The organism is Variovorax sp. SPNA7, from assembly GCF_033807855.1.
Classification (GTDB): Bacteria; Pseudomonadota; Gammaproteobacteria; order Burkholderiales; family Burkholderiaceae_C; genus Variovorax; species Variovorax beijingensis.
The window spans coordinates 766,592-781,198 of the sequence record NZ_CP138514.1 but is presented as its reverse complement, the minus strand read 5'-3'; the positions used below and the strand labels follow the sequence as shown (position 1 = coordinate 781,198).

Annotated in this window: 16 protein-coding genes; 13 read left to right on the top strand and 3 right to left on the bottom strand. The window is 66.5% G+C overall.

Annotated features, from left to right (window positions below; all coding sequences use genetic code 11):
* Positions 1-4: 4 nt before the first annotated feature.
* The 13 genes from RZE77_RS31410 to RZE77_RS31350 all read left to right on the top strand — a co-directional run bounded on the left by RZE77_RS31410 (position 5) and on the right by RZE77_RS31350 (position 12,901).
* A complete protein-coding gene (locus tag RZE77_RS31410) occupies positions 5-772 on the top strand; it encodes an ABC transporter ATP-binding protein (RefSeq protein ID WP_319442592.1) in 768 nt (255 codons plus the stop codon).
* Positions 769-2,196, top strand: a complete 1,428-nt coding sequence (locus tag RZE77_RS31405; RefSeq protein WP_319442591.1) for an ABC transporter permease — start codon at positions 769-771, stop codon at positions 2,194-2,196. Before RZE77_RS31410 ends, RZE77_RS31405 begins: the two co-directional genes overlap by 4 nt.
* On the top strand, positions 2,193-3,551 hold the full coding sequence (locus tag RZE77_RS31400) for an ABC transporter permease (protein WP_319442590.1): 1,359 nt from the start codon (positions 2,193-2,195) through the stop codon (positions 3,549-3,551). The genes RZE77_RS31405 and RZE77_RS31400 overlap by 4 nt, the downstream gene beginning before the upstream one ends.
* A gap of 149 nt (positions 3,552-3,700) precedes the next feature.
* Positions 3,701-5,104, top strand: coding sequence for an aspartate aminotransferase family protein (locus RZE77_RS31395; RefSeq protein ID WP_319442589.1), 1,404 nt, complete (start codon positions 3,701-3,703; stop codon positions 5,102-5,104).
* 72 nt (positions 5,105-5,176) lie between these two features.
* Complete coding sequence (locus RZE77_RS31390) at positions 5,177-5,671, top strand: Lrp/AsnC family transcriptional regulator (RefSeq protein WP_015865681.1); 495 nt, start codon at positions 5,177-5,179, stop codon at positions 5,669-5,671.
* Positions 5,672-5,861: 190 nt separating this feature from the next.
* On the top strand, positions 5,862-6,794 hold the full coding sequence (locus RZE77_RS31385; RefSeq protein ID WP_405547735.1) for an ABC transporter substrate-binding protein: 933 nt from the start codon (positions 5,862-5,864) through the stop codon (positions 6,792-6,794).
* Between the two features lies 1 nt (position 6,795).
* Complete coding sequence (locus tag RZE77_RS31380; RefSeq protein WP_319442588.1) at positions 6,796-8,445, top strand: amino acid ABC transporter permease/ATP-binding protein; 1,650 nt, start codon at positions 6,796-6,798, stop codon at positions 8,443-8,445.
* A 22-nt stretch (positions 8,446-8,467) separates the two neighbouring features.
* Positions 8,468-9,709 (top strand): acetamidase/formamidase family protein, encoded by a 1,242-nt coding sequence (locus RZE77_RS31375; RefSeq protein WP_319442587.1) that lies wholly within the window; start codon positions 8,468-8,470, stop codon positions 9,707-9,709.
* 356 nt (positions 9,710-10,065) lie between these two features.
* Positions 10,066-10,377, top strand: coding sequence for a hypothetical protein (locus tag RZE77_RS31370; protein ID WP_319442586.1), 312 nt, complete (start codon positions 10,066-10,068; stop codon positions 10,375-10,377).
* A 204-nt stretch (positions 10,378-10,581) separates the two neighbouring features.
* Positions 10,582-10,842: a hypothetical protein gene (locus tag RZE77_RS31365; protein ID WP_319442585.1), complete on the top strand. Its 261-nt coding sequence runs from the start codon at positions 10,582-10,584 to the stop codon at positions 10,840-10,842.
* A gap of 514 nt (positions 10,843-11,356) precedes the next feature.
* The gene (locus tag RZE77_RS31360) at positions 11,357-11,764 is read left to right on the top strand and encodes a hypothetical protein (RefSeq protein WP_319442584.1); all 408 of its coding nucleotides are present in this window, start codon (positions 11,357-11,359) and stop codon (positions 11,762-11,764) included.
* A gap of 164 nt (positions 11,765-11,928) precedes the next feature.
* Positions 11,929-12,375, top strand: a complete 447-nt coding sequence (locus tag RZE77_RS31355; protein ID WP_319442583.1) for a hypothetical protein — start codon at positions 11,929-11,931, stop codon at positions 12,373-12,375.
* Positions 12,376-12,460: 85 nt separating this feature from the next.
* Positions 12,461-12,901 (top strand): hypothetical protein, encoded by a 441-nt coding sequence (locus tag RZE77_RS31350; RefSeq protein WP_319442582.1) that lies wholly within the window; start codon positions 12,461-12,463, stop codon positions 12,899-12,901.
* Between the two features lie 92 nt (positions 12,902-12,993).
* Here the strand turns inward: RZE77_RS31350 and RZE77_RS31345 are convergent, their stop codons facing one another.
* From RZE77_RS31345 to RZE77_RS31335, 3 genes are all read right to left on the bottom strand, one after another.
* Positions 12,994-13,329, bottom strand: coding sequence for an SMI1/KNR4 family protein (locus tag RZE77_RS31345; protein WP_319442581.1), 336 nt, complete (start codon positions 13,327-13,329; stop codon positions 12,994-12,996).
* A gap of 31 nt (positions 13,330-13,360) precedes the next feature.
* Positions 13,361-13,885: a hypothetical protein gene (locus RZE77_RS31340; protein WP_319442580.1), complete on the bottom strand. Its 525-nt coding sequence runs from the start codon at positions 13,883-13,885 to the stop codon at positions 13,361-13,363.
* Between the two features lie 96 nt (positions 13,886-13,981).
* The gene (locus RZE77_RS31335; protein ID WP_319442579.1) at positions 13,982-14,401 is read right to left on the bottom strand and encodes a hypothetical protein; all 420 of its coding nucleotides are present in this window, start codon (positions 14,399-14,401) and stop codon (positions 13,982-13,984) included.
* Positions 14,402-14,607 lie beyond the last annotated feature (206 nt).

The window sequence follows — 14,607 nt, the reverse complement described above, 5'->3', positions numbered from 1 at the left end:
CCTCATGACCCCCACCGATCTGCCATTGCCGCCGCATGCCGCGGCCGCATCCCACCCCGCCCTCGAAGCCCACGGCGTCGTTGCCGGCTACGGCGCGCGCACCATCCTGCACGGGCTGGACCTCACGGTCCGCGCCGGCGAGATCTACGCGCTGCTGGGTGCCAACGGCGCGGGCAAGACCACCACGCTGAGCCTGTTCCTGGGCTTCGTGCAGCCCGCGAGCGGCCGCGTGCGCGTGAACGGCGCCGATCCCGTGGCCGACCCGACCACCGCGCGGCGCCAGCTCGCCTACATCCCGGAGAACGTGGCGCTCTACGAGCACCTGAGCGCACGCGAGAACGTGGCCTACCTGCTGCACCTCGCGGGCCAGCCCGCCGGTGCGCAGGCCATCGACGAAGCCCTGTCGGCCGCAGGCCTGGATGCCGCGGCGCACGGGCGGCGCGTCGCCGGGTTTTCCAAGGGGATGCGCCAGAAGGTGTCGATCGCGCTGGCGCTGGCGCGCCGCGTACCGGCGCTGCTGCTCGACGAACCCACCTCGGGCCTGGACCCGCAGGCCACCACCGAGTTCAGCCGCATCCTCGGACTGCTGCGGGCGCAGGGCGTGGCCGTGCTCATGGTGACGCACGACCTGCTCGGCGCTGCCGACGTGGCCGACCGCATCGGCTTCATCGAAGCCGGGCGGCTGATCGAGGAAGTCGCTGCCGCGGGCGCGGAGCGCTTCGACGTGCGCGCACTGCACCGGCGCTACGCGGGCCAGGAGGCGCAGCGATGAGCGCCGCACTGCGCATCGCGCGCGAGGAATGGCGTCTGCTGCGGCGCGACCACGTCGCGGTACTGGGCCTGGCGTTGCTGCTGCTGCTGACGGCCGTCGCTGCCTTCACGGCCTGGGAGCAGCGCCGCACGGCGGATGCCGAACGTTCGCGCCACCAGGCGCAGGTGGATCACGAGTTCGAGGCCCAGCCCGACCGGCACCCGCACCGCATGGTGCACTACGGGCATTTCGTGTTCCGGCCGCTGAACCCGCTGGCGGCCTTCGATTCGGGCGTGGACGCCTACACGGGCCACACGCTCTTCCTCGAGGGGCATCGGCAGAACAGCGCCAATTTCGGCGACGTGCGGCAGTCTTCGCTGCTGCTGCGTTTCGGCCAGCTCACGCCGGCCTTCGTGCTGCAGGTGCTGGCGCCGTTGCTGCTGGTCTTCGTCGGCCATGCGGCGCTGGCGCGGGAACGCGAATCGGGCACCTTGCGCGTGCTGCTCGCCCAGGGCGTCCGGCCGTGGCAGATCGTGGCGGGCAAGGTGCTGGCCCTGGGCGGCGTGGCCGCGGCGGCCTTGCTGCCGGCGCTGCTGGCGCTCTTGTGGATCGGCGCCACGACACCGGTGCCTGCCAGCCTTGCCGCCGCGCTGGCGGCGGGCTACGGCCTGTGGCTGCTGATCTGGGCCGTCGGCATCGTCGGCCTGTCGGCATGGTTCGCGCGGGGGCGCGACGCGCTCGTCGCATTGCTCGCGATCTGGGCGATCGGCGTCGTGCTCGTGCCGCGCCTGGCACCCGAACTCGCGGCCTCGGCGCTGGCGCTGCCCACGCGCCTGGAAACCGACATCGCGGTTGCGCACGACCTGGCCGCGCTGGGTGACAGCCACGACCCCGACGACCCCTACTTCGCCGGCTTCAGGAAGAAGGTGCTCGCGCAGTACGGCGTCGCCCGCGTGGAGGACCTGCCCGTCAACTACAAGGGGCTGCTGGGCATGGAAGGCGAGCGGCTCACCAGCGCGCTCTTCGAGCGCTACGCCGGCGCCGGCTTCGAGCGCCAGGCCGCGCAGTTGCGCCTCGTCGACGGCGCCGCGCTGCTGAGCCCGGTGATCGCGCTGCGCCGCCTCTCGATGGCCGCGGCGGGCACCGACCTGCAGAACTACCGCCGCTTCGTCGAGCAGGCCGAACGCCACCGCTACCGCCTGGTGCAGGCGCTCAACCGGCTGCAGGCCGAGAAGCTCAGCTTCGCCGGCGACCGCTCCAGCCGCGACAGCCGCATCGGCCATGACCACTGGCACGGCGTTGCCGACTTCCGCTACGAGGCCGCAGCGCCCGCCGAGGCACTGCGCCGCGCGGCGCCTGCCGCAGGTGTGCTGCTGCTCTGGCTGGCGGCCCTTGCGGGCCTCCTGGCACTGGCCACGCGCCGCCTGGGGAGGATCACACGATGAGTTGGCTCGCCCACGAATGGCGCCTGCTGGTGCGGTCGAGGCTGGCGGTCGCCGCGCTGGTGCTGCTGCTGGCGCTGTCGGTCCTGGCCGTGCTTTCGGGCATGCGCGAGGTGGCCCGCCAGCAGCAGACCATCGCGCGGCTGGCCGCGCTGCAGCAGCAGGACCTGGCAGCGCAGGCGCGCAAGTACGCGCAGGACGGCGACGCCGGCTCCGCCGCGTACTACACCTTCCACGGCACCTGGGATGCGCCGTCGCCGGCCGCGTTCCTCGCGCTCGGCCTGCGCGATGCCGCGCCCTACGTGCTGCGCGTGCGCGCACTGGCGTTGCAGGCCCAGCTGCACGAAGGCGAGAGCTTCAATCCCGAGCTGGCGCTGGCCGGACGCTTCGACTTCGCCTTCGTGCTGGTGTACCTGGCGCCGCTGTTCCTGATCGCGCTGCTGCACGACCTGGTCTCGAACGAGCGCCGTTCGGGCCGGCTGGGCACGCTGCTGGCCATGCCGGGCGCCGGCCGGCGCCTGTGGCTGCGACGCGCGGGCCTGCGCACGGCGCTGGTCTTCGGCTGCCTGGTGCTGCCGGTGCTCGCCGGTGCGCTGGGCAGCGGCAGCGCGATGGCAACCGTGGCCACCGTCCTGTGCGCCACGGCTGCCTACCTCGCGTTCTGGAGCGGCCTGGCGCTGCTGGTTGCGACGCGAGGCGGAAGCTCCGCCGCCAACGCCACGGCCCTCATGGGCTGCTGGGCCGTGCTGACGCTCGTCCTGCCCACCATCGCCAACGCGGCGCTTGCGCGCGCCCTGCCGGTGCACCAGGGCGTGGAGCTGATGCTGGCGCAGCGCCAGGCCGTGCACGCCGCCTGGGACCTGCCGCCGCAGGCCACGATGGAGAAGTTCTTCCGCACGCACCCCGAATGGCGGCACACGGCGCCGCTGCCCTCGGGCTTTCACTGGAAGTGGTACTACGCTTTCCAGCAGCTCGGCGACCAGAGCGTGGCGCCGCAGGTGGCGGCATACCGCGAAGGCTTGCTCGCGCGCCAGCGCTGGACCTCGCGCCTGGGCTGGCTGCTGCCGGGCGTCGGCGTGCAGGCCGCGCTGCACCGCCAGGCCGATACCGACCTGCAGGCGCAGCTGGCCTATCAGGATCGCATCGCGGATTTCCACGCGCGGCTGCGGGCCTACTACTACCCCTACCTGTTCAACGAAGTGCGCTTCGGCTCCCGCGACTTCGCTGCCCAGCCGCGCTTCAGTCCGTCGGCCGAGTCCTCGGAAACACCTGCGGGCCAATTGCTGGGGCTCGGGCTGATCGCCATTTTTGCCCTGGCACTGGGTGTGGCCGCCACCGGCCGGGTGCGGCCGGCGTGAATTCACGATGACCCTTGCGCGACGGCAGGATCTGCTGCAGCGACCCGCACAACCGCAGTCTGCTTTGTGCAAGGCCCTCAATGCAGCACCCGCGCAAGGGGCGTGCGGCCTAAGCTTTTGGACATCCAAAGGCCCGACCTCCGCCCACCATGACACACCCCACCGCATTGCCTCGCCACGCCACGCTCGACGCCATCGACCGTGCCCACCTCATCCACCCCGTCTCGCCCTGGCGCACGCACGAGCAGCGCGGCCCGACCGTGCTGGCCTCGGCCCGCGGCGCATGGCTGACCGATGCCAACGGGCATGAACTGCTCGATGCCTTCGCGGGCCTGTGGTGCGTGAACGTGGGCTACGGCCAGGAGAGCGTGGTGCAGGCCGCGGCCGAGCAGATGCGGCGCCTGCCGTACGCCACCGGCTACTTCCACTTCAGCAGCGAGCCGGCCATCCGCCTCGCGGAAAAGCTGGTGCAGATCGCGCCCGCATCGCTGACGCGCGTGTACCTCACGCTCGGCGGCTCGGAGGCGGTCGATGCCGCCGTGCGCTTCATCGTGCAGTACTACAACGCGATCGGCAAGCCGTCGAAGAAGCAGTTCATCGCGCTGGAGCGCGGCTACCACGGCTCCTCGTCGACCGGCGCGGGCCTCACGGCCTTGCCCGTTTTCCATCGCGGCTTCGACCTGCCGCTGCCCACGCAGCACTACATCCCGTCGCCCAACCCGTACCGCCACGCGAGCGGCGCCGATCCGCAGGCCCTGATCGCCGCGTCGGTGGCCTCGCTGCGCGCCAAGGTGGCCGAGCTCGGCGCGGACAACGTGGCCGCGTTCTTCTGCGAGCCGATCCAGGGCTCGGGCGGTGTCATCGTGCCGCCCAAGGGCTGGCTCAAGGCCATGCGCGATGCCGCGCGCGAGCTCGACATCCTGTTCGTCGTCGACGAGGTCATCACCGGCTTCGGCCGCACCGGTCCCATGTTCGCCTGCGAGGCCGAAGGCGTGGAGCCCGACCTGATGACCATGGCCAAGGGCCTGACCTCGGGCTACGTGCCGATGGGCGCGACCATGATGTCCGAGAAGGTCTATGCCGGCATTGCCGACGGCGCACCGGCGGGCGTGCCGGTGGGCCATGGCGCCACCTATTCGGCCCACCCGGTGAGCGCCGCGGTCGCGCTCGAGGTGCTGCGGCTGTACGAAGAGGGCGGGGTGCTTGCCAACGGCCAGCGCGGTGCGGCGCATTTCGCGGCCGGCCTCGATGCGCTGCGCGCGCATCCGCTGGTGGGCGATGCGCGCCACCGCGGCCTGCTCGGTGCGCTGGAGCTGGTGAGCGACAAGCAGGGCAAGCGCGGCTTCGATCCGGCGCTGGGCCTCGCGGACCGCATCTTTGCCGCCGGCTACCGCAACGGCCTGGTGTTCCGCTCCTTCGGCGACCACATCCTGGGCTTTGCGCCGGCGCTCACCTTCACCGAGGACGAGTTCGCCCAGATGTTCGCGCGCCTGAAGAAAACGCTCGACGAGGTGCTGGACGCCGCCGACGTGCGCGCTGCGCTGGCGGCCTGAGCGGGAAAGCACTGCCCCAGGGCTGCGCCGGCAAAGCAGAATCGGATCCTCTTTCGTTTTTTCAGGATGGCCATGTCTGAAGCTTTCAAGATCGACCGACTCGACCTGCGCATCCTGGCCCAGCTGCAGCAGAACGGGCGCATGACCAACGTCGACCTCGCGGATGCGGTCGGCCTGTCGCCCAGTCCCTGCCTGATCCGGGTCAAGCGCCTGGAGCAGGCCGGCTACATCGCCGGCTACGGCGCGCACCTGCGGCTCGAGAAGCTCGGCGACACGCTCACCGTGTTCACCGAGGTCACGCTGCAGGACCACCACCGCGAGGACTTCGTGCGCTTCGAGGCCGCGATCCGCGAGGTGGACGAGGTGCTCGAATGCCACCTGGTGAGCGGCGGCTACGACTACCTGCTGCGCTTCCTGACCCGTGGCGTCAACCACTACCAGGAAGTGATCGAGGAACTGCTCGAACGCAACATCGGCATCTCCAAGTACTTCAGCTACATCGTCATCAAGTCGCCGTTCATCAAGACGCATTGCCCGATCGAGCGGCTGTTTCCTCATCCGCGCTGAGCACCTGCGTCAACAACAGGCCCCGGCTGCCCTTCGCGTGATGCGCCGGTAGCCGCAGGGGGGCCGCACAAGCAGTCGTGCGCCCACGGACAAGTGCGGCGGCGTCCCGGCTCCTACGCTCGCATGGTGCGGTGCAGCAGGCTGGCGTGGTGCCAGCCGGCTCGCGCCGTCTCCACAGGAGCCTCGGACCATGCAAAACCTTCCCCTCCCGGCCGGACGCTGCGTCCGGCTTCGCGCCTTCGCACTGGCCGGCATGCGCGCCGCGGCCGTCGCGGCGATCGGCCTCTCGGCCTTCGCGCTGACCGCCGCGCCCGCACAGGCCGAGGCGGCCAAGGCGCCGGCGGAGTGCGCGGCACTCCAGGCCAAATACCCGCAATTCAAGGGCAAGACCCTGGTCAACGCGATCAACCCGCACACGCCGGGCTACGAAACCATCGACCCCAAGGATCCGAGCAAATACATCGGCTTCGACATCGACCTGGGCGAGACGATCGGCGGCTGCCTGGGCTTCAAGCTCACCTACAAGCCCGTGACCTTCGCGGCGCTGCTGACCACGCTGCAGGCCGGCCAGGCCGACATCGTCATCTCCGACATCTACGCCACCGAAGAGCGTGCCAAGGCGGCCGACTTCATCACCTACTCGAAGGTGTTCGACGGCGTCCTGGTGGCCAAGGGCAACCCGAAGAAGATCACCGGCATCAACAGCTCGCTGTGCGGCACGGTCGCGGCCGAGAACACCGGCTATGTCGAGGTGCCGCTGATCCAGGCGCTCGCGCCGCAGTGCAAGGCCATGGGCAAGCCCGAGCCCGAGATCCAGCTCTACGACAACAACCAGAACTGCATCCAGGCCATCCTCGCCGGCCGCGCCGACACCTACATCAACGACGTCAACACCGTCGACAGCGCCGTCAAGGCGTATCCGGACAAGCTGGAGAAAGCGGCCGCGGTGACGCTTCCGTACTCCGTGGGCATCGCCGTGCCCAAGGGCAAGGCGGACTTCCGCGACGCGGTGATGGCCGCATTGGTAGCGATCCAGAAGGCCGGCATCCAGACCGAACTGCTCAAGAAAAACGGCCTGCCGGTCGAGAACCTCGAGGCGCCGCGCCTGCTCGTGGTGAAGTGAGATGGATCTGTTCCTCCATTACCTCTCCATGCCCTACCTGATCCAGGGCATCGTCTTCACGCTTGCAGCCACCGGCATCGGGTTGGCGGGCGGGGTGGTGGTGGGGCTGGTGCTTGCGGCCATGCAGCTCAGCCGCTTCAAGCCGCTGGCCGCATTCGCCCGCGGCTATGCGGTGATCTTCCGCGGCACGCCTCTGGCGCTGCAGATGATCTTCTTCTACAACGCGCTGCCGCATGTCGGCATCGTGCTGCCCGGGCTCCTGGCCGCCGGCCTGGCGCTGGCATTCAACGAGGCCACGTTCATTGCCGAGATGTTCCGCTCGGGCGTGGTCGGTGTCGACCGCGGCCAGGTGGTGGCCGGCCAGGCCCTGGGCATGACACCGCGGGTGCTGATGCGCCGCATCGTCGCGCCGCAAGCCCTGCGATCGATGATCCCCGCGATGGGCAACGAGGCGGTGAGCACGCTCAAGAACTCCTCGCTCGCGTCGGTGATCGCAGTGCAGGAACTCACGTTGCGCAGTTCGCAGCTGGCCTCGTCAACCTTCGATTTCTTCTCGGTCTTCTTCGCCTCCGGCCTGATCTACCTGGTGCTGACCGGCGCGATCAGCCTGGTGCAACTGGCGCTCGAAGCGCGCTTCGACCTGGACCGGCCGCAGGCGTTGCGCGGATTGGCGCGGTGGTTGCCGTGGCGCCGTGCCGCGGCACCGTCCGCCAGCCCTTCGGCTTCGGAAGAAGAGGCAACAGGCGCAGAAGTTCCAGCGGTCGAGCCCGAGGACGCGGCCCCCGTTGTTCGGCCGCTTCCCGCCGCATCGTCCTGCGAGCGCACGGCCCGCGCTTCCCGGCTGGCCGATGCGCCGGTGGCCTTGCGCATCAGCGGCGTGTCCAAGGCCTATGGTCCGCAGGCCGTGCTCAGGGATCTGAGCCTCACGGTGCAGGCCGGCGAAGTGGTCGCGCTGCTGGGCCCGAGCGGCTCGGGCAAGAGCACGCTCCTGCGCTGCATCAACCATCTCGAAAGCTGGGACGCCGGGCAGGTCCATGTCGGCGGCCAGCGCCTGGGCTACCGGCCCGACGGCCAGCTCATGACCCCGAGCGATCTGGCTCGCGAGCGCGCTCGCCTGGGCGTGGGCATGCTGTTCCAGCAGTTCAACCTGTTCGCCCACCTGACGGCGCGCGAGAACGTGGCCGGTCCGCTGCGCTGGGTGCACGGCTGGTCGGCCGCGGACGCCGACCGCCGCGCACGCGACCTGCTGATGCGGGTGGGCCTGGCGCACCGCGTCGACGCGCTGCCGCGCCACTTGTCCGGCGGCCAGCAGCAGCGCGTGGCCATCGCCCGCGCGCTGGCACCGGGGCCCAGCGTGCTGCTCCTGGACGAGCCCACGTCGGCGCTCGATCCCGAACTGGTCAACGAGGTGCTGGAGGTGATCCGCCGGCTTGCCGTCGAGGAAGGACTGACGATGGTCATCTCCACCCACCAACTGCGCTTTGCCGCCGAGGTGGCCGACCGCGTGGTGTTTCTTTCCGGCGGCCGCATCGTCGAGAGTGGGCCTGCGCTCGAGGTGCTGCAGCACCCCCGGCACCGCGAGACCGCCCGCTTCCTGCGCGTGATGTCGGCCGACGTGCTGCCGGCCGCATCGACGCCCGTGCCCGCCTGAGCCCCGCTCCCTGAAGGACCCCATGAAACATCACACCCTGCCAGTCTCCCCCCAAACCGTCCACTGGGGCTATTTCAGCAAGGCGGTCGCGCCGTCGCTCGTCGTGAAGTCCGGCGACCGGGTGACGATCGAGACCCTGACCCACCATGCCAACGACGACCATGAGCGCATGGTCGCCGGCGATCCCGGCGCCGAGTCGGTGTTCGCGTGGACGCGCGAGCACAAGGCCGTGCCGCGCCGCGGCGCGGGTCCCGTGGAGGGGCCTTTCAAGCTCGGCGAGGGTGAGGGCGTCGGCGTGCACCTGCTGACCGGGCCGGTCGTCATCGAAGGCGCGGAGCCGGGCGACGTGCTGGAGGTGCGCATCCTCGACGTGCGCCCGCGGCCCAGCTGCAACCATTGCTATGCGGGCCGCTGCTTCGGCTCGAACGCAGCCGCGTCCTGGGGCCTCCATTTCCGCGACCTGATCGAGGAGCCCAAGCCGCGCGAGGTGGTGACGATCTTTGAACTCGACACCTCGGGCGAGCCCTTTGCACGTGCCGTCTACAACTATGTGTGGACGCCCCAGACCGACCCCGACGGCGTGGTGCACACCATGATCGACTACCCCGGCGTACGCGTCGACCACACGCTGGTGCGCAAGCGCGAAGACATCCTGCGCAACGTCAAGGTGCCGGCCCGCCTGCACTTCGGCACCATGGGCCTTGCGCCGTCGGAGTCCGACTTCGTCAGTTCCATTCCGCCGAGCTACACCGGCGGCAACATCGACGACTGGCGCGTCGGCAAGGGCGCTCGCATGTACTACCCGGTGGCCGTGCCCGGCGCCTTCTTCTCGGTGGGCGACCCGCATGCCGCCCAGGGCGACAGCGAGCTCGGCGGCACGGCCATCGAATGTTCGCTGACGGGTGACTTCGAGTTCATCCTGCACAAGCAGTCCGAACTGGGCGGCACCCTGCTCGAGGGCCTGGACCATCCGCTGCTGGAGACCGAAGAGCTGTGGTCGGTCTACGGCTTCACCTACCCCAACTACCTGGCCGCGCTCGGACCCGACGCGCAGACGGCGATCGCCGGCAAGTCGTCGCTCGACCCGGCCATGCGCGACGCCTTCCGCAAGCTACGCCGCTTCCTGATGACGGTGCACCGCCTCAGCGAGGACGAGGCCATCGCGCTGCTGTCGGTGGCGGCCGACTTCGGCGTGACCCAGGTGGTGGACGCCAACTGGGGCATCCATGGTTCGATTCGCAAGAGCGTCTTCACGAACGGGTGACTGCGGGGCTCGGTGTCGTGTTTCGCTGGGGGATGGGATTTTTTCGCCGAGCTTGGAACTGCAACTGCTGCCGTCACCCAGACGGTCCTCGACAGGGAGCGCGCTGCACTTCGGTCGACCGCTGGACGATCTTGGGGTGTCTTGTTCGCCGCATCGCGGCGCTAGCCACAGCGCGTGCGCGCTGGGCTGGCCACCGGCGCGGGCTGCAGAAACGGCAGAATGCGACCGATGGCTGCACCCGGCCAGGACCGGACTTCCGTCACGCTGTCTGCGTTTTGTATTGTGCTGACTAAGGTGCTGATCGAGGCCTCGATACATTTCGAAGGCTGCGCCCAACAATTACAGACGGAAAAAACTTGAACAAGTCTCTCTCCTGCATTCACCTTGGTATGGCCGTCTTCTACGGCTTGCTGGCGGCGTTGGCCTGCATGGTTAATCTGAATAGTGACAAGGCGAGCGTCGCTGGTGCGGCGATCTTGCTCGCAGTTTTTGGCTTGCCGTTTCTGCTTCACTTTTTTGCAATGCGTGGCGTGGAAGCTGGAAAGTCTTGGGGTCGCAACCTTTCCCGAGTCCTTGGCGTTTTGTTGCTGTTCGCAGTACCCATCGGAACAATCGTCGGCGCGTTCGTCCTGATGCGAACGGGGAAAGTCGACTGGCAGCAGTCCTAGGTAGATCGCCTGACGTGAAGGTGCGAGTCAAGGTGGCCAATTCGTGACAGCCGGGGTGACTCGTCGGCCGGCAGGATGCGGCCCCGAGTGATCTTTCAAGACGAGCACTCAACTAGTATTCACGGCTGAGCTTCTGACGGGCCGGACGGTCCGCGCACTGAAGGCCCCTGGCCCTGGCCGGCACGACGTTTGACAGCATGAGACATGACTCTGCACACTCTCCTCGCCCTTTTTGGCACGGCTTGCGGCATCTACTACACCTACCTCGGAGTGGTCGTGGGCGGACATGTCTTGGATGCGGAGAAGCGAAAATCGCCTTCAGCGCGCATCCTTCTGACAGGCGTCGCCTGGTCCGTCGGTTCGGGCGACGAGTACTCGGAGGAAGGAAGGCAGATCTGCCGCAAGGGCAACTGGGTGCTCGTAACGGGAATCCTCGCCTGGTTCGCCTGGGGCGTACTCCAATAAGCTACCTCGGCCCCACATGGTCAATCGCGGTCTTCAAGAGCGTGTGCGCACTGAACGAGCGTCGGGGAACAATCGGCCAAGAGAAGCCTTCGGAACCGAGCCACAATCTGACGCAATCAATCTCCCATGCAGGTTCAACTCGATGCGCTCCGTGTTCTTTTTTCTAGGCTTGGCTCTGATTGCTGTTGCGCAACACAGCTTGCACGCCGCAGCCGCGAACGCCAACAGTGCAAAGTCCGCACTCCCGAACATGCTTCTCGGCGCAATGATGTTGCTTACAGATGACCGCGGTCATGGCGCGTGGGCAGCCACGGCGATAGGGGTGCTGATGGTCGTGTACGCGCTCGTGCCGCGCAGAGGCTCCAAGTCCAGCATGGGGTAAAGCACCCGGTAGCGGCCATTAGCGGACTTTCGTCGCTGCGTCACAACGGAAGCCATCGGGAGCGTGTGCGCACTGACAATGGGGCGGTCAACAATCGGCAAGGAGCGGCCCTCTCGCCACGATCGAGCGTCCATGACACACAACGAATTGCGCAAGTACCTCTTAGATCACTATCCTGAATCCAGGCTTCAGTTGATGACGGACGAGCGAAAAGCGGCTCTCCTGGCGGAGTACCCGAAGCTGCCAAGTGACTACGTGCAGTTTCTCTGCGAGGTTGGTTTCGGTGCCATCGGATACGGCCGATACTCGGTCTATGGAGGACCAGCGGAGCCCTCTTTCGTGTTTGATCAAGTTACCGCGGATGGTTTGCGGGATGTGGTTCTGATCGGCGATGACTTTGCCGGTGGACAAGAGGCTTTTCAGTTCCGGAGCGAGGGTACGATCTTCGGCAGCATCGACAGCTTGAGCGGGCGCTTCGAGCCAGATGGCGACGTCACATTTTCAAACTTCATCGAGCGATGGCTTGTTGAGCGACCCTAGCCTGGGCCCAGCCGCTTCACAACGGCGATCAAGACCGCTGTATACCGCGGCGTGATCGCTCGTGCTCCGGCTCAGTCGGCCAGAACCAGACGTTCCACCTCACCCTCCAGTTGGGGGGCATCAACTTGAAACCTATGAAGCGAGCCCTTCTTCTCATCGGAGCCATGGTCGTGACGGCCGTGAACGCGCAGCCGGTCGAACGCTGGCTGCTTCCCGACCCAGATGAGATGGTCAAAGCGTCCAATGTCCTTTGCCTCGACCAGGCGAAGTCGACCTTGGTTGCGGGCGCGCTGCGTGCGCAAGGGCGTAACAAAGCGGAAGTGCTCGCGCTTGTACCTGAGGCTCCCAAGGCCCTGTCGCTGCGGGTGGTGAGCGCGATGCGAGAAAGCGTCGAAGACACGTTCGATTTTCCGGGCCTCTCGCCGTATACCCAGTACTCCTTCCGCTCCGAAGTGTGTTTTCGCGAAACGTTGGGCGGGATGAGGATGCCGCGCCTCGCAACGGTGCTACCACAGGTCGAGAAGTGCCAGCAGGTCCATGGTCCAGAGAAGAGCAGCCCGCTGTTCCAATGCGTTCGTACCGTGGTCCGCAGCGCCGAGCCGCAACTATGAACGCCAGGGCGCGGCCAGAACCAGTCCTTCGCCGACGTCACCGAACCGAGCAATCCATAACTAGTATTAGGCTATGAAAAGGCGGATGAATCTCGGCGGATACCTTCGAGGTGCAGCGGCAGCACTCGTTGTGGGCTTAGCATTCAATCCGGTGAGTGCTGAGCAGCATTGCTCGCTATGGCTCCCGCGCGCTGCGAATGGCGAGTGCGGCATGTACGAGGTGTCGATGGTTCAGTTGATTGCCAATCCAGAGGCCTTCGAAGGCAAAAAGGTCGCGGTGATTGGCGTTCTAAACACCGAGTTCGAAGGCGATGCTCTGTACCTCCACAAGGAAGACCTGACCGCACGTATCTCGTTGAATTCTGTTTCGCTGGTGCTTCCGTCGAATTGGACGGCAATTTCTTCTGCCTGCAAGAACCGGAGCTATGTTCTTTTGCACGGCGTGTTCACCGCCAAGACCAAGGGTCACGCAGTTTGGCGAGCCGGCTCCTTGGAGTCACTGGACCTATGTCGACCATGGGAATGAAGACGTCGAGCGATTGAAAGGAAGGGCTGCTTTGGGGAGGACCGAAAGACGGCTCAGGGCCCAAACCGGCTGTACGGTTTTCCCCAAAGCAGTCACCTGTCAGGCGAAGCCGTTCGCTGAAAGCCTTGCGCAAGTTCGAGAAAGTCGTCCGCCACTTTGAATGCAGCGCCTGGCTCCATTCCAATCATAGGCAACATGAAAACGGCGCCGGCTTCGTCGAAGGCGTAGATTTCGCCGCCGCCGTTTCCGGCGAAGGCCAAGAAGCCTGGGGCGTACACGCCGACTTCCATCTCGGTATTGGAGGTAGCCACCTCGTCTTCGTCCCAGAGGATGACGTACTGCTCCTCGCCGGCCAGCGAAATGAAGCCCTCGAACAATCCATTCGTGTCGATGAAGTCTCGGTAGCTGGAAGGCAGAGGAATGGTCATCGGGAACGTCTCGTTATGGCCGGCAGTCGCCTTAACCCTCGCGAACCTCGATGCGGCCGTCGGCCAATCGAATGACCTCCGCTCGCCACAGCGGCTCGTCCATGCCGTCGTTGCTCTGAATGCCGAAAACCTCTACCCTTCCCTCTGCTGACGACGGGGCGCTCTCCCACCACGCCGACTCGTAGAGGGTGTCGCCGCGCTCGTATTCATAGTAAATCTCGACCACCTCGGACGCTTCGATGGAAATGCCGCGAAGCCACCGGAGGAAGTCAAGATTCCATGTGCCGAGGTACCCGACCTTCTCGAAATCCCGGAGGTCCGGTTCGAACAGCACGGGACGAGCCGCGTCCCTCTGCCAAAGTAGGAGGTCGGACGGAGCGTGGTCGTGGACACGGCCATACACATCTTGGAGAAGCAGAACGCTCTTCACGTCTATCAAGAGAAGTCCACCGTCCGCCCTGGCATTTTGAAGGGCAGCGCGAAGCGCCAAGCATGTCTGAAGGTTCTCGGCAGCCTTGCCTCCTTCAGGAACGGAAAGTCTGGCTTCGATGGGCATAGGCTGTGAAGTTGGAGGGCTGCGGCGAAGGTCGGCTTGTGGCCGACTGTAGCCTGTCGCGCCGACGTCGCGAAAGGGGATGAGGCAGTGCGAATATCAACGTGGCCGTGACAACAAGCTGCGTGCTGTTTTCTTGATATGCGCAGAGGTCGCAGAGCCAGCGATTTCCTGCAGTGTGAGTAGCAGAGAAACGCCATCGACCGCTGTAACGCCGGAGTTCAACATGCGACCGACCATGACGATCCCGAGTTCGCTTGGCTGGCGTGCCAGGGAAGAAAGAAGCGCGGACTCGTAGTTCGGAAGCTTTTCCAACCCGTGAACGAGGCTCCACATCACTCCGTGACCGTCTTCCTCGGGATAGCGCTCAAAGACGCTCAGCATTTCGAGGATTGCCTGTTCTGGAGCGCCCGCCTGCCAAAGTTCATCAAGCAGCACGTCCAGACGGCGCCAGTCACCATCCTCGTCGGGGGCAAACCTGGCGATGTCGCGGGCTATGGTCGCTATTTTCCGAGGCACTGGGAATCCTATGCGTATGGCTGCTCTTGGCCGACTGTAGCCAGTCGCACTGCCGGCGCGAAGGGCTAAGCAGACGTCAGCCCCGACGGTAGCTGAACACGGGCAGGCCAATGAGCAACAGCCATTCTTCGAGTTCCTCTCGGCTGGCTCGCCGACCGTTCTCGCCGCACGCAATACCTTCGTCGCCCGCCGCCGCCAACAGGCGT

Coding starts and splice junctions, on each gene's coding strand:
- RZE77_RS31405 (WP_319442591.1), top strand. CDS start 769: ATGAGCGCCGCACTGCGCATCGCGCGCGAGGAATGGCGTCTGCTGCGG.
- RZE77_RS31350 (WP_319442582.1), top strand. CDS start 12,461: ATGAATCTCGGCGGATACCTTCGAGGTGCAGCGGCAGCACTCGTTGTG.
- RZE77_RS31380 (WP_319442588.1), top strand. CDS start 6,796: ATGGATCTGTTCCTCCATTACCTCTCCATGCCCTACCTGATCCAGGGC.
- RZE77_RS31395 (WP_319442589.1), top strand. CDS start 3,701: ATGACACACCCCACCGCATTGCCTCGCCACGCCACGCTCGACGCCATC.
- RZE77_RS31345 (WP_319442581.1), bottom strand. CDS start 13,329: ATGACCATTCCTCTGCCTTCCAGCTACCGAGACTTCATCGACACGAAT.
- RZE77_RS31340 (WP_319442580.1), bottom strand. CDS start 13,885: ATGCCCATCGAAGCCAGACTTTCCGTTCCTGAAGGAGGCAAGGCTGCC.
- RZE77_RS31390 (WP_015865681.1), top strand. CDS start 5,177: ATGTCTGAAGCTTTCAAGATCGACCGACTCGACCTGCGCATCCTGGCC.
- RZE77_RS31355 (WP_319442583.1), top strand. CDS start 11,929: ATGGTCGTGACGGCCGTGAACGCGCAGCCGGTCGAACGCTGGCTGCTT.
- RZE77_RS31365 (WP_319442585.1), top strand. CDS start 10,582: ATGACTCTGCACACTCTCCTCGCCCTTTTTGGCACGGCTTGCGGCATC.
- RZE77_RS31385 (WP_405547735.1), top strand. CDS start 5,862: ATGCAAAACCTTCCCCTCCCGGCCGGACGCTGCGTCCGGCTTCGCGCC.
- RZE77_RS31375 (WP_319442587.1), top strand. CDS start 8,468: ATGAAACATCACACCCTGCCAGTCTCCCCCCAAACCGTCCACTGGGGC.
- RZE77_RS31360 (WP_319442584.1), top strand. CDS start 11,357: ATGACACACAACGAATTGCGCAAGTACCTCTTAGATCACTATCCTGAA.
- RZE77_RS31410 (WP_319442592.1), top strand. CDS start 5: ATGACCCCCACCGATCTGCCATTGCCGCCGCATGCCGCGGCCGCATCC.
- RZE77_RS31400 (WP_319442590.1), top strand. CDS start 2,193: ATGAGTTGGCTCGCCCACGAATGGCGCCTGCTGGTGCGGTCGAGGCTG.